The organism is Pseudoalteromonas sp. UCD-33C (genome assembly GCF_001306895.1).
In the GTDB taxonomy this organism is placed as follows: Bacteria; Pseudomonadota; Gammaproteobacteria; order Enterobacterales; family Alteromonadaceae; genus Pseudoalteromonas.
In genome coordinates, this window is sequence record NZ_LJTB01000014.1 from 62,337 (window position 1) to 75,023 (window position 12,687).

The 12,687-nt window shown below is 42.0% G+C and carries 15 protein-coding genes and 1 rRNA gene; 9 read left to right on the plus strand and 7 right to left on the minus strand.

The window, feature by feature from the left end; translation table 11 throughout:
- Positions 1-6: 6 nt before the first annotated feature.
- From rsmB to def, 3 genes are read right to left on the minus strand one after another with little or no spacing between them, the layout of a single operon-like run.
- Positions 7-1,293 (minus strand): 16S rRNA (cytosine(967)-C(5))-methyltransferase RsmB, encoded by a 1,287-nt coding sequence (gene rsmB / locus AOG26_RS18185; RefSeq protein WP_054563776.1) that lies wholly within the window; start codon positions 1,291-1,293, stop codon positions 7-9.
- Positions 1,286-2,239 (minus strand): methionyl-tRNA formyltransferase, encoded by a 954-nt coding sequence (fmt, locus tag AOG26_RS18190; RefSeq protein WP_054563777.1) that lies wholly within the window; start codon positions 2,237-2,239, stop codon positions 1,286-1,288. Before fmt ends, rsmB begins: the two co-directional genes overlap by 8 nt.
- A 20-nt stretch (positions 2,240-2,259) precedes the next feature.
- Complete coding sequence (gene def / locus AOG26_RS18195; RefSeq protein WP_054554770.1) at positions 2,260-2,769, minus strand: peptide deformylase; 510 nt, start codon at positions 2,767-2,769, stop codon at positions 2,260-2,262.
- 118 nt (positions 2,770-2,887) lie between these two features.
- Between def and AOG26_RS18200 the strand changes: the two genes are divergently transcribed.
- From AOG26_RS18200 to hemF, 6 genes are all read left to right on the plus strand, one after another.
- Positions 2,888-4,006 (plus strand): LysM peptidoglycan-binding domain-containing protein, encoded by a 1,119-nt coding sequence (locus AOG26_RS18200; RefSeq protein ID WP_054563778.1) that lies wholly within the window; start codon positions 2,888-2,890, stop codon positions 4,004-4,006.
- 30 nt (positions 4,007-4,036) lie between these two features.
- On the plus strand, positions 4,037-5,134 hold the full coding sequence (gene dprA, locus AOG26_RS18205) for a DNA-processing protein DprA (protein ID WP_054563779.1): 1,098 nt from the start codon (positions 4,037-4,039) through the stop codon (positions 5,132-5,134).
- Positions 5,127-5,600, plus strand: coding sequence for a DUF494 family protein (locus AOG26_RS18210; protein ID WP_054563780.1), 474 nt, complete (start codon positions 5,127-5,129; stop codon positions 5,598-5,600). Before dprA ends, AOG26_RS18210 begins: the two co-directional genes overlap by 8 nt.
- A gap of 71 nt (positions 5,601-5,671) precedes the next feature.
- A complete protein-coding gene (locus AOG26_RS18215; RefSeq protein ID WP_054563781.1) occupies positions 5,672-6,241 on the plus strand; it encodes a DNA topoisomerase family protein in 570 nt (189 codons plus the stop codon).
- A gap of 34 nt (positions 6,242-6,275) precedes the next feature.
- Positions 6,276-6,842, plus strand: a complete 567-nt coding sequence (locus tag AOG26_RS18220; RefSeq protein WP_054563782.1) for an L-threonylcarbamoyladenylate synthase — start codon at positions 6,276-6,278, stop codon at positions 6,840-6,842.
- 2 nt (positions 6,843-6,844) lie between these two features.
- Positions 6,845-7,795 (plus strand): oxygen-dependent coproporphyrinogen oxidase, encoded by a 951-nt coding sequence (gene hemF, locus AOG26_RS18225; RefSeq protein WP_054563783.1) that lies wholly within the window; start codon positions 6,845-6,847, stop codon positions 7,793-7,795.
- Here the strand turns inward: hemF and AOG26_RS18230 are convergent.
- The 3 genes from AOG26_RS18230 to AOG26_RS18240 form a co-directional block, all read right to left on the minus strand.
- A complete protein-coding gene (locus tag AOG26_RS18230; protein WP_054563784.1) occupies positions 7,792-8,244 on the minus strand; it encodes a hypothetical protein in 453 nt (150 codons plus the stop codon). The genes hemF and AOG26_RS18230 overlap by 4 nt on opposite strands.
- Before the next feature lie 66 nt (positions 8,245-8,310).
- Positions 8,311-9,906: a methyl-accepting chemotaxis protein gene (locus AOG26_RS18235; RefSeq protein WP_054563785.1), complete on the minus strand. Its 1,596-nt coding sequence runs from the start codon at positions 9,904-9,906 to the stop codon at positions 8,311-8,313.
- 81 nt (positions 9,907-9,987) lie between these two features.
- A complete protein-coding gene (locus AOG26_RS18240; RefSeq protein WP_054554758.1) occupies positions 9,988-10,419 on the minus strand; it encodes a group II truncated hemoglobin in 432 nt (143 codons plus the stop codon).
- Positions 10,420-10,460: 41 nt separating this feature from the next.
- On the opposite strand from AOG26_RS18240, the gene aroE reads away from it, so the two are divergent.
- Together aroE and AOG26_RS18250 are read left to right on the plus strand one after the other, a co-directional pair.
- Positions 10,461-11,285 carry a shikimate dehydrogenase gene (gene aroE / locus AOG26_RS18245; RefSeq protein WP_054563786.1) on the plus strand — a complete coding sequence of 275 codons (825 nt, stop codon included), beginning with the start codon at positions 10,461-10,463 and terminating at the stop codon, positions 11,283-11,285.
- Complete coding sequence (locus AOG26_RS18250; protein ID WP_054563787.1) at positions 11,282-11,536, plus strand: DUF1488 domain-containing protein; 255 nt, start codon at positions 11,282-11,284, stop codon at positions 11,534-11,536. The genes aroE and AOG26_RS18250 overlap by 4 nt, the downstream gene beginning before the upstream one ends.
- On the opposite strand, the gene AOG26_RS18255 is transcribed toward AOG26_RS18250, so the two are convergent.
- Positions 11,533-12,066: a gamma carbonic anhydrase family protein gene (locus tag AOG26_RS18255; protein WP_054563788.1), complete on the minus strand. Its 534-nt coding sequence runs from the start codon at positions 12,064-12,066 to the stop codon at positions 11,533-11,535. The two genes, AOG26_RS18250 and AOG26_RS18255, sit on opposite strands and share 4 nt — an antisense overlap.
- Before the next feature lie 536 nt (positions 12,067-12,602).
- Between AOG26_RS18255 and AOG26_RS18260 the strand changes: the two genes are divergently transcribed.
- Positions 12,603-12,687: ribosomal RNA gene (locus tag AOG26_RS18260) — 16S ribosomal RNA — on the plus strand; the annotation flags it as partial.

Genomic DNA, 12,687 nt, shown 5'->3' on the forward strand with positions numbered 1-12,687 from the left:
TTCTTATTAGTGTTTTTTAACTAGCTTTGCATAATAGAAACCGTCACTTTCACCAGGCAATAATTGCAGGCCAGGTAAAGTAGGGGTGTCGTTTTCATGCAAAGGTATGTGTTCAGCACTTGGATTATTGGCAAGGAACTTGGCAACTTGTTGTTGGTTCTCTTGCGGTAATACAGAGCAGGTCGCATAAACTAACGTACCACCAGGCTTAAGTAGAGGCCAGATGCTATTTAGGATATCGCCTTGTAAATTAGCCAGATCTTCAATATCAGATGCACGACGTAACCATTTAATGTCAGGGTGACGGCGGATTACGCCTGTTGCTGAACAAGGCACATCAAGCAAAATACGGTCAAATTGCTGCTCATCCCACCAGATATGCGGTTGTGAAGCATCGGCACATTGTAAATCGGCAGCTAAACCAATACGCACTAAGTTTTGTTTAACGCGTTCTAGGCGCTCGCTGTCGCTATCAAGTGCTAATACGTCGGCGTCAGCAAGCTCTAGGATATGGCACGTTTTACCACCTGGCGCTGCACACGCATCTAAAATGACATCATCATTTTGAGGATCTAAAAAGCGTGCAGCTAATTGTGCCGCTGCATCTTGAACTGAGCAGGCTCCGGTATCAAATTCTGGTAATGCGTATACATCACATGGTTTAGCTAGTTTAATACCATCAGGAAAATCAGCATTAAGGGTATGCTCAATATCATTTGCTTTAAGCATTTCGCTGTATTCTTGGGTGCTGTATTGCGCTTGGTTTACACGTAACCACATAGGTGCTTGTAGCTGATTCGCTTCAAGAATTTCTTGCCAGTTATCAGGGTAAGCTGCAGTAACTTGTTTGATAAACCAACCTGGGTGGTTAAATTTGCAAACAGGAATTTGCTTTGCTTTTTCTTCAAGCTCAACTTGTTCACGTTGGAAACTGCGTAAAATAGCGTTAATCAGGCCTTTTAAACCCAGTGCGCGCATTTGCTGAAGCGCATTAACCGTTTCGCTGATTGCTGCATGAGGCGGTACACGCATGTGTTGAAGTTGGTAAATACCCACATACAACAAGAACTGAAAAATACGGCGCTTACCTTTTAGTGGTTGATCTAAAAGTTGCTGACAATAATTTTCTAGGCTAGGTAAATAGCGCAGCACACCGTAGCAAATTTGTTGTAGTAGGGCTTTATCTTTCGGCGATAATCCTTGGCTTGCAAAAGGTAGTTCTTGATTTAGCGATGCACCTTTATCGACCACGTTATAGAGGGTTTCAGCAGCAAGTGCTCTTACATTACTCATTGCTTTGACCTAATACTGAGCCAGGTTCAACCCAATCACTGCGACCATTTAAAAAGTCAGTAACAGCCATTGGTTTTTTACCTTGTGGTTGAAGAAGGGTGATTTTAAGTGCATCTTGCCCACAGCCAACGGTAATACCTTGCTTATCAGCAGCAATGATTTTACCGGCTTGTGCAGTTTGCGATACAACTTCGGCTTGCCAAATTTTTACCGTTTGTCCTGCCATTTCAGTAAAGCAAACAGGCCATGGATTAAAGGCACGGATATTACGCTCAATTTGCGCAGCATCCATTGACCAATCAATATTGGCTTCGTCTTTTGATAGCTTCTTGGCGTAATTTGCTTGTGCGTCATCTTGCTTTTCTGGGGTGATTTCACCTGCAGCAAGACGATTGATTGTACTGATCAGTGCATCAGGACCAAGTGCAGCTAATTTATCGTATAAAGAGCTACTGGTTTCTGTGCTATCAATCGGGCAACGGCTGATATGCAGCATATCGCCGGTATCTAAGCCTTCATCCATTTGCATTATTGTTACACCGGTTTCATTGTCACCAGCCCAAATAGCACGTTGGATCGGTGCAGCACCACGCCAGCGCGGTAAAATAGAGCCATGCACGTTTAAGCAGCCTAAGCGCGGTGCTTCTAAAATCGCTTTTGGTAACAGTAAGCCGTACGCCACCACAATCATAATATCGGCGTTCAGGCTGGTAAGCTCTGCAAGCGCTTCATCTGATTTTAGTGATTGCGGTTGAAATACAGGTAAATCATGAGCAAGTGCCAGTTCTTTAACTTCACTGGCTTTTAGCTTTTTACCTCGGCCCGCTGGGCGATCAGGTTGGCTATATACACCAACAACGTCGTGCTCTGAGTCAATCAGTGCTTGTAAATGGCGCGCAGCGAAATCCGGCGTACCAGCAAAAATAATGCGTAATGGTTGTGTCACAGATATTCCTATTGATTAACTTATGATTTAGCAGCCAGCTTAGCTTCTTTCTCAAGCTTTTTACGGATACGTTGGCGCTTTAAAGGCGATAGATAATCAATAAATAGGGTGCCTTTAAGGTGATCAAGCTCATGCTGAATACAAATTGCTAATAGCTCGTCAGCGTCAAGGCTGAATTCTTCACCGTTTTCATTAAGCGCTTTAACAGTAACTGTTTCTGCGCGGTCAACTTTTGCGTATGAGTAAGGAACAGATAAACAGCCTTCTTCACTCACAGTTGAACCATCTTTTTTGGTGATTTCTGGGTTGATTAACACTAACGGTTGGTCGCGCTCTTCAGATACGTCGATCACCACAATTCGCTGGTGGATATCTACTTGCGTCGCTGCTAAGCCGATACCGTTTTCGTCATACATAGTTTCAAGCATGTCTTTGACGATTTGACGAACTTCATCGTTTACTTCTGGTACTTCTTTCGCGATTGTACGTAAACGCTCATCCGGAAATCTCAAAACTTCTAACCTAGCCATAGTTACCTTTTACACTTGTGATTCATTTAGGGTATTGTATGCTCTTATTTTAGCCATTCGTGTTCACCTTTAACAGGTTTTGGTCGATAATAATCTAAAAACAACTCAAGGAAGCCAAATGAGATACCCACTAGTTGCGGCTTTGTTAGCCATTAGCTGTGCTTTTCCGGTAGCTGCTGATGTTTTAACAATTAAAAAAGATGCACCAAAACAATATGTTGTCAAAAAAGGCGATACGCTTTGGGATATCTCGGGCGTGTATCTTGATGAACCTTGGCAATGGCCTGATTTATGGCAAATGAACCCGCAAATTGCGAATCCGCATTTAATATACCCGGGTGATGCGCTCACTTTAATTTACGATAAAGACGGAAATCCTCGTTTAGTTAAAAATGCGCGTTATAAAAAACTCTCGCCAGAAGGGCGAATTACACCAAAAGGCAAGCAAGCAGTGCCGACGTTGCCTTTGGAGTTGCTGCGCCCATATTTGAGTTATGAGCAAGCGATTAGCGCCGATGTTATTGCACAAAAACCATATATTTTGGGTGCCAGTGTTAATACCAAAATGAATACTATGGGCCATACGCTTTACGTTAAAGGTGACTTAACACTTAACGAAGCTTATGGCGTATACCGTAAAGGCAATGATCTTGTTGATCCAAATACCAATGAAGTACTAGCGAATAAAGCGGAATTAGTGGCGATTGTTCGCGCATTTAGAAGCGGTGACGTAGAAAACGGCGTACCTGCCTCAGTTAAAGTTGAACTGGTAAAACAAGAAATTAAGCCGCATGACTTTTTAATGCCGGCGATGGAAGGGCAAATGTTGCCAGCCTATTTCACTATGAAACGCCCTGAAGCTACTTTAGATGGCACTATTATCGCCGCAGCTAATGAAATGCGTGAATTTAGTACCATGGACATTGTTGTACTAAACTTAGGTTCCGACCAAGTGAAACCAGGTTTTGTACTTGATATTCAGCGTCAATCACCTGAAGTGTATGACGGCCGCAATGGTCCGCGTTACCGCGAAGATTCTAACAGTCTTGAGAAATTCATGACTGATGCAAATGATGTGTTAGGAATTGAAAGCGATGAAGACAGCAATGTATGGCACATGCCAAAGGAAAAAGTCGGTGAGTTAATGGTGTTTAAGGTATATGACAACGTTAGCTACGCATTGATTGTGAAGAATCAGCACCCGATCCGAGTTGGAGATTATGCAGTTATAAACTAACTCACAATTTGGGCGCTCTAAGGAGGGAGCATGGCACAGGTTTCAGGCAAGCTATCCCATTGGCTTGCCTTTTATTTATGTAAAGGGCTTGGAATAAAAAGCCTTATTGCATTAAGTCAAAAACAGCAACTGGATGAGCTATTTAAGCTATCTAGTTTAGAGCTTCAGCAGCTGGGCTTATCACAAAGCCAAGCCGATAACTTAGTGAATACTGACTGGCAGTTAGTAGCCCACTACCAAGAGTTAATAGCAAGACTTAAAATCAAAGTCATAAGCTACTTTGATAGCAGCTATCCGCCCTTACTCAAGCAAATAGCCAATGCACCTATCTTATTATTTTGTTTAGGTAACACAGAACTATTACTGTCACCGCAAATAGCAATTGTCGGTAGTCGTAATGCCACACCGACAGGGCTTGAAGTAGCTGCTGAGTTTGCCCATCAACTTTCTGCTGTTGGCATGACGGTGACATCAGGCATGGCTATGGGTATTGATGGTGCAGCCCATAAAGGCGCATTAGCAGGGTCAGGAAACACCATTGCCGTACTTGGTACGGGTATCGATATAGCTTATCCAAAACGTCATCGCTTACTCATTAAACAGGTTGCTGAGCGGGGCTTGTTGGTTTCTGAGTTCTTACCGGGAACGGCTGCTAATGCCGCTAATTTCCCGCGCCGAAACCGTATTATCTCTGGATTGTCATTAGGTGTATTGATTGTCGAAGCGCAAATTAAAAGTGGCTCATTGGTTACCGTACGCTATGCACTTGAGCAAAATAAAGAGGTGTTTGCCGTGCCAGGTTCAATAAAAAGCCCACTTTCAGAGGCAAGCCATTTTTTAATTAAGCAAGGCGCTAAATTGACAGAAAATATTACTGATATTCTTGATGAAGTGAGCTTTTTCTGTGAAAACAGTCTATATAGTATAGAACAGCCTATTGCAGATGAACCCGACTGCCCAGTGTTTAAAAGTATAGGGTATGAGGTAACAAGTGTTGATCAAATAACACAGCGCAGCCAATTACCTGTAGACGAAGTACAAGCTCGGTTACTCGACCTAGAGCTCGCAGATAAAATCGAACGAGTACTAGATGGTTATATAAGACTTGGAGGACATAAACATGTTTGACATCCTCATGTATCTTTTTGAAAACTATATCCATAGTGAAGCTGAAATCTTTACTGAAGAGAACGAACTTACCGATGAGTTGGTTCGTGCTGGCTTCAATAAACCTGAAATCTACAAAGCCCTTGATTGGCTAGAGCAACTTGCTGACTTACAACAAAGCGATATCTACCCGTACCTTAATGCCCAACCACAACATGCTATGCGTATTTACACTGATAGTGAATGCCAAATGTTAAGTGTTGAGTGTCGCGGTTTTTTAATGTTTATCGAGCAAATAGGTGTAATTAACACTGTAACCCGCGAAATGGTTATAGATAGACTTTGTGCTCTAGATAAACCATTTATTTCTTTGGAAGACCTAAAGTGGGTGGTGCTAATGGTGTTATTTAATGTACCGGGGTCAGAGCAAGCTTACGCACAAATGGAAGACTTAATATTTGACGAGCCAGCTGATGTATTACACTAAGTAGACTTTGCTTGTATCTTTGTTGAGTTTGGGTATATTAGGCGAAAATTAGCCAACCCCACAGGAATCTTATGAGTAAAATCGACCATTCTCTTTTTTCTGCAGATAAACATGCACTCGAAAAAGAGTATGAGGTTTGCCCTAAATGCGGTTCTGAATTGGTTATGCGCAACTCAAAGTCAGGGCCGTTCTTAGGCTGTGCCAGTTACCCAAAGTGTGACTTTATCCGCCCATTAGCTCATCACGATAGCCAACAAATAAAAGTACTCGAAGACAGTGCCTGCCCAGAGTGTGGTAAGCCATTAGTAATTAAAAATGGCCGCTACGGTATGTTTATTGGGTGTACTGGCTATCCTGAGTGCCACTATATTGCTCATGATGAAGAGCCTGACGATGCCCCTCAATTACCTGCTTGTCCTAAATGCAAAAAAGGCCAGTTGGTTGCGCGTAGTAATAAGTTTGGCAAAACCTTTTATTCTTGTGATGGCTATCCGCGCTGTAAATATACCCTTAACCACAAACCTGTGCCGACCGAGTGCCCGGCCTGCCAGTGGCCAATTATGACCGAAAAGAAAACTGCCTCAGGTGTTGTGTTACAATGCCCGCAGAAGTCGTGTATGCATAAGTTAGTCGAATCTTAATGCACTTGTAATTTGTTTATTTAGGAGAGTTTCTTTGTCTGATCCTGTTGCACAACCAGCCAATGCAATTGACGCTTTGCAGCAAGGCGGTGTAATCGTTTACCCAACCGAAGCTGTTTTTGGTCTTGGTTGCGATCCTGATAACCAAGCTGCGGTTGAAAAGCTTTTAGCCATCAAACAACGCCCTGTAGAAAAAGGCTTAATTTTAATTGCTGACAATTATGGCCAGTTATTAAAGTATGTAGATGATGCCAAAATCCCGATGGATAAACGAGCTGATATCTTTTCACAATGGCCAGGTGCTATCACTTGGGTGATGCCAGCAGCAAAAGAAGCTCCAAAGTGGCTAACAGGCCAGTTTGATACTATTGCGGTACGTGTTACTGATCATCCAACGGTAAAAGCCCTGTGTCAGCAATTTGGTAAGCCGTTGGTGTCAACAAGTGCAAACTTAACCGGTCAAGAAACGGTAATGACTATCGCACAAGCGAAAAGCGAATTTTCAGACACGGTAGATTTTTATGTTGATGAGCCGTTAGGTGGCAACAGCCAACCAAGTGTGATCAAAGACGCAGCGACCGGTAAAGTATTTAGAGGATAAACATGCAAAGCGAGCTACTCGAACAAGTTAAAACCTATTTAATGGCCTTACAAGATACAATTTGTCAGGGCCTTGAAAATGCTGACGGCAAAGCAAAATTTGTTGAAGATAATTGGCAGCGTGCAGAAGGCGGCGGTGGCCGTACTCGTGTTATCCAAGGTGGTAATGTCATCGAACAGGGTGGCGTAAACTACTCGCATGTATTTGGCGCGTCAATGCCAGCATCAGCAACAGCGCATCGTCCAGAGCTCGCGGGTCGTAGTTTTCATGCATGTGGTGTGTCATTAGTGATCCACCCTAATAATCCACATATTCCAACTAGCCATGCCAATGTGCGTTTCTTCATTGCCGAAAAAGAAGGCGAAGATCCAATTTGGTGGTTTGGCGGTGGCTTTGATTTAACCCCTTACTACCCTGTATTTGAAGATGTACAACATTGGCATCAAGTGGCAAGCGATTTATGTCAGCCATTCGGTGCTGAGGTTTACGATAAATATAAAAACTGGTGTGATGATTACTTTTATTTAAAACACCGCAGTGAAACTCGTGGTGTTGGTGGCTTATTCTTTGATGATTTAAATGAGCTGGGCTTTGAACAAAGCTTTGCCTTTATGCAGGCGGTAGGAAATGGCTATTTAGATGCTTACCTTCCTATAATTGAGCGCCGTAAAGACACGCCAACAACCGAACAGCAACGCGACTTTCAATTGTATCGTCGTGGTCGTTATGTTGAGTTTAATCTTGTTTGGGACCGCGGCACATTATTTGGCTTACAAACAGGTGGACGTACTGAATCAATTTTGATGTCGATGCCACCATTAGCTCGTTGGGAATATAATTATGTACCTGCTGCAGATAGCCCAGAAGCTAAGCTGTATCAGTACTATTTACGCCCGCAAGATTGGTTAAATAGCAAAGAGTCTGATTTAGTTGCACGCCAATGGCAGCTTTAATCAAGTATTGAAACCACTCGAACCAACATTGCGTTGTCACCCTCTACGAGGGTGGCAACACTGTCACTGCTAGGCAGCTCTGCCAAGACACTAAATAGCACTTCTGCTTTTAATATTTTTAGCTTATCAGGTGTTGTATCAATAGGTGCGCTAACCTGTGTTAAGCATTGACTGATATCACAGGCATAGAAATCAAGTTTCACCTGAAAATATTCAGGGTGCTGAATAAGCTTATCAAAACCACCAACAATACTTTGTTCATACTTATCGCTTTGTGAGGTTTTATCTTGGCTGAGAAGAGATTGAGCAATCTGTTGAATATCATCACGATGTATATATTCATTAACAGTGCTTATTTGATCCGCAGATTCATTCACGCTGTGTTGATAGGTAAATAGTAACGCTGCAATAATCCCAATACAGACTAAAAGAGTTGTTAAAAATTTCATTTAAACATCCTTATTTACTATGAAATACATATAACAACTCTAGCAGTTGCACGAAAAGCGCGCAATTTAGCTTAATTTAAAGCGTCTTACTTGCTCATCAAGTGAACGAGCTAACGACAACAGCTCTTCACTGACTTTTTGGTTTTCATGGGCATCGACTAATGAGTGCTCGGCATTGTCACTAATTGCAATAACACTTTGGTTAATTTCTTCAGCCGCGAGGTTTTGCTGTTCAGTAGCATCAGCAATTTGCACGTTAAGTTGGTTTATCTCACTCATTTGTGAAGAAATATCACGTAATGCTTTAGCTACTTGCTTAACTTGCACAGCTCTTTCGTCTGCTTCTTCGCAAGAGTTATTCATGGTATTAACGGTTTGTGCCGCTTCACTTTGTAGCTTGTCGATAGTGCGGCGAATTTCGTCGGTTGAGTCATGGGTGCGGGTCGCTAAAGTACGTACTTCATCGGCTACCACAGCAAAGCCTCGGCCAGCTTCACCAGCACGAGCCGCCTCAATCGCAGCATTAAGTGCAAGTAAGTTTGTTTGTTCGGCAATGCTACTGATCACCTCGAGTACTTTACCAACATCTAACGTTTGGGTTTGCAGTTGACTTACTTGCTCGGCAGCTGCTCTAACATCTGCCGCAAGTTGATTAATACTTTGCTCAGTGTGCTCAGCAACATGTAAGCTTTGTTGTGCAAGTTGATTACTGTGCTCTGACTTTTCAGATGCAAAATGGGTGGTGTTTTTAACTTCGCTTGATGAGCTTTCGAGTTCATTGATGGCGGCAGCGACCGAATCTGTCCCTTGCTTTTGCTTTAAGATCGCTTGCTCGGTTGCATCCGCTGAGGCATAAATGCTTTCGGCAGAGTGGATCAATACCTTAGAAGAATGAGAAACTTGAGCAATATTATCTTTAAACGCACCAATCATGTGATTAAAGCTGGTGGCAAGAGAGCTAAGCTCGTCATTATTACTGTCATCTACCGTGAGGCTTAAATCTTTATTGGTGGTTGCCAAGTGCATGGTATGGCTAATGACTTTTAAGCGTTTGATGAAAATTTTTCTAAACATCACTGCTAGTAGTGAGAAAGCCGAAATGAAAATAGCCGCTAATAGTAGCGTGTTCATTAAGGTGTTTTGCGATACTTCTTGCTCAATATCAGCCAACGAATAACTAATTTTTACTACACCTAACACATCGCCTTCTTGTGCTTGATGGCAGCCTAAGCAGTTTGTTCCTTTATAATCACTGCGAGCAAACATAGGCTTTAGATAAGTCATCGTACTTTTTTGATTATCAATAAATAGTGCTTCAGTGCCTGTTAGTGCTTTTCGCTCAGCATCGTTAGTCGCAACTTGGTTGGCATTTCCAGGCCCATAAATTTTATTAACGATTGGACTACGTATGATATGAGCGTCTTCAATATTAGGGTGGCTTCTTAATTTAGTACTTAGAATTTCACGATTAGCCATAGTGCCTGTCAGCATCATGGTATTAATAGAATCAAAGTAATTATCGGCAAGCAGTTTTATGTTACTTTCAACGGTATCTCTTGCTAATTCATGTTGTTGCTGGGCACTACTAAATATACTGGCAAATAATACCAATACGCCTGTTAGTGCTAACAAAGCATAAATTTTAAATTGGATAGACTTCATTCGACGACGCTTTTTCTAAATTAAGGAAAATTTATTATCTTTATTTAGAAAAAGCGTACATTGATATAGCGCAAAGCTTAGTTAGTTTTGATTGATCATATGGCTGGCGAGTTGCGATAACGACTGTCTTAACCCTTCGCGAAGTAGTGGGTTATCAATCTCGATATCAAGCGTTTTATTCATACAATGCATCCATTGGTCACGTAGGTCTTGATCAATAGGGAAAGGCATGTGACGCTTTCTTAGCATTGGGTGACCATATTTTTCAACGAATAGGTCAGGGCCGCCCAGCCAGCCAGATAAAAACTCAAAGAAGACTTGGCGAATTCTATCTAAAGGCTGCGGATGCATATCATATAATGGTTTGGCGTATTCATCTGTGGCCATTATGTCGTAAAATCGATTTGCAATTGCTCGAGCTCCTGCTTCACCGCCAATAATTTCGTAAGGTGTTTTTTCTGGGGTAGGTGTTTCAGGCGTTGGTTTCGATTTAGAAAAAAGTCGTTTAATCATAATATTAATAAAGCTCTACAGGGCGAAGAGGTTGCTTCACTATGGACAAATACGCGGTTTTTGGAAATCCAATAAAACATTCGAAATCACCCGCAATACACGCACAATTTGCTGCATCATTAAACGAGCAAATACAATACAGCGCCATTTTAGCACCAACAGATGCATTTGAAAAAACTGTCGCTGAGTTTTTCGCTGCTGGTGGTAAAGGGGCTAATGTCACTTTGCCGTTTAAAGAGCAAGCGTTTGCTATGGTCGATGAACTAACAGAGCAAGCGAAAATTGCCGGAGCCGTAAATACTATTAAACAGCTTGAAGATGGCAGCCTACTGGGTGATAACACCGATGGTGTAGGACTTGTTAAAGATCTTTTAGCTAATAATGTCACCTTAAAAGGGCAGCAAGTTCTTCTTATTGGCGCCGGTGGTGCAGCGCGAGGTGTCATTCAGCCATTATTGAATGAGCATATCGAAAGCTTAACAATAGCCAACCGTACCGCCGAAAAAGCAAAGGCGCTAGCGAGTCATTTTAATGGTGAAATAGATGTACAGGGCTTTGCTTTAAATGATATCCCAGCAAACAACTATGATGTGGTGATTAATTCAACCTCAAGTAGTGTAACTGGAGACCTGCCGGGTATAGCTGAAGACCATGTTGCTACGTGTCAGTGCGCTTACGATATGTTTTACGCTAATGACGATACCGCATTTATTAGTTGGGTTAAGTCGATTAACACAACATGTTTAACACTCGATGGTTGTGGCATGCTAGTTGGCCAAGCAGCACAAGCTTATTTTGTATGGCGCAATAAAATGCCAGAAATTATTCCCGTTGTTACCGCGCTTAAAGCAGGAGAAATTGCGTGAATCAAGCTATTCAATTTATAGACAGACTCGAATTTAAGCCTGAAGAAAAGCAGTTGGTATTCTTCGCACAAGTAAGTGGCTTGATGGTGGAGTGTGTTATTGATACCAGTAAGTATGATTTTGCAGATCAAAGCAGTGCGGTTAATTACTTTGAATCTTATCGTTTCGATTACGAAGAGCTCGCCGAGCAACTGATCGAAGATGAGCAGTATAACTCGGCAGGACAAATTGAATTAACCGAAGTGTTTTAGCCCTCAGCTAAGTATTCATCTTTAAGCTGAACATAATTATCAGCAGAGATTTTTAAAAAGGCGCGCTCTTGCTCTGTTAAAGGGCGAGCCTGTTTAACAGGGCTTCCTACATAGAGGTAACCAGACTCTAAACGCTTGTTAGGTGGTACCAGTGAACCACCACCAATGATCACATCATCTTCAACAATTGCGTTATCCATTACTATTGCGCCCATACCAACAAGTATACGATTACCAAGTTGGCAGCCGTGTAGCATAACTTTATGACCAACAGTGACATCATCACCAATAATAAGAGGGTAGCCATCGGGGTTTGACTTAGAGGCACGAGTTAAATGTAAAACACTGCCATCTTGAATGTTCGTACGTTCACCAATACGTATATAGTTAACATCACCTCGCGCAGCAACAAGAGGCCAAACACTTGAATCTTTACCAAGCGTAATATCACCCACTAAAACCGATGACTCATCAATATAAACACTATTATCGTATGTCGGAGTGATCCCTTTATAAGAACGGATAGTCATAAATTCACCTTTTAATTTTAAAATGCGCTCAGTCTAGTGTAACAGCGAAGCAAATAAATACACCAAAACAGGCCTAAATTGACTGCAAAACACCCAGTTTCAGGGCGTTTAGTTCAAAAGCTGAGCGAACAGTACGTTTTTTTAAATTTTATTGAAAAAAGTGCTTGCGTAAAAAATCCATCTCCCTATAATGCGACCCCACTGACACGGCGGGCAGCAACGAAAGATGCTGAACAACGTAGCAGAGAGTTAAGTAAAACTTCGGTTTAAAACGGTCTAAAAAGAAAGTTTGAAATTAAGTGTTGACTCGAAAAATTAAGGATGTATTATACGCATCCCTAGCGACAACGCCGCAACGTTCTTTAACAATATAAAGCAATCATCTGTGTGGGCACTCGTACAGATTGAGTTCTAACAGCGAAGCTTAGTTTACTAAGTGGAGCAAACAAATTTAGAGTCTCAATTTCTTATGAGTGACTATATAGTCAATTTATACAGAATTCATTGAGCACGAAACTTCGGTTTCAAAAAACTTTTAATTGAAGAGTTTGATCATGGCTCAGATTGAACGCTGGCGGCAGGCCTAACACATGCAAGTCGAGCGGTAACAGAGAGTAGCTT

Bases quoted from the DNA above. Each gene is read 5' to 3' on its own strand.
- AOG26_RS18200 (WP_054563778.1), top strand. From the start codon at position 2,888: ATGAGATACCCACTAGTTGCGGCTTTGTTAGCCATTAGCTGTGCTTTT.
- AOG26_RS18215 (WP_054563781.1), top strand. From the start codon at position 5,672: ATGAGTAAAATCGACCATTCTCTTTTTTCTGCAGATAAACATGCACTC.
- AOG26_RS18235 (WP_054563785.1), bottom strand. From the start codon at position 9,906: ATGAAGTCTATCCAATTTAAAATTTATGCTTTGTTAGCACTAACAGGC.
- rsmB (WP_054563776.1), bottom strand. From the start codon at position 1,293: ATGAGTAATGTAAGAGCACTTGCTGCTGAAACCCTCTATAACGTGGTC.
- AOG26_RS18240 (WP_054554758.1), bottom strand. From the start codon at position 10,419: ATGATTAAACGACTTTTTTCTAAATCGAAACCAACGCCTGAAACACCT.
- aroE (WP_054563786.1), top strand. From the start codon at position 10,461: ATGGACAAATACGCGGTTTTTGGAAATCCAATAAAACATTCGAAATCA.
- dprA (WP_054563779.1), top strand. From the start codon at position 4,037: ATGGCACAGGTTTCAGGCAAGCTATCCCATTGGCTTGCCTTTTATTTA.
- AOG26_RS18255 (WP_054563788.1), bottom strand. From the start codon at position 12,066: ATGACTATCCGTTCTTATAAAGGGATCACTCCGACATACGATAATAGT.
- hemF (WP_054563783.1), top strand. From the start codon at position 6,845: ATGCAAAGCGAGCTACTCGAACAAGTTAAAACCTATTTAATGGCCTTA.
- AOG26_RS18230 (WP_054563784.1), bottom strand. From the start codon at position 8,244: ATGAAATTTTTAACAACTCTTTTAGTCTGTATTGGGATTATTGCAGCG.
- def (WP_054554770.1), bottom strand. From the start codon at position 2,769: ATGGCTAGGTTAGAAGTTTTGAGATTTCCGGATGAGCGTTTACGTACA.
- AOG26_RS18210 (WP_054563780.1), top strand. From the start codon at position 5,127: ATGTTTGACATCCTCATGTATCTTTTTGAAAACTATATCCATAGTGAA.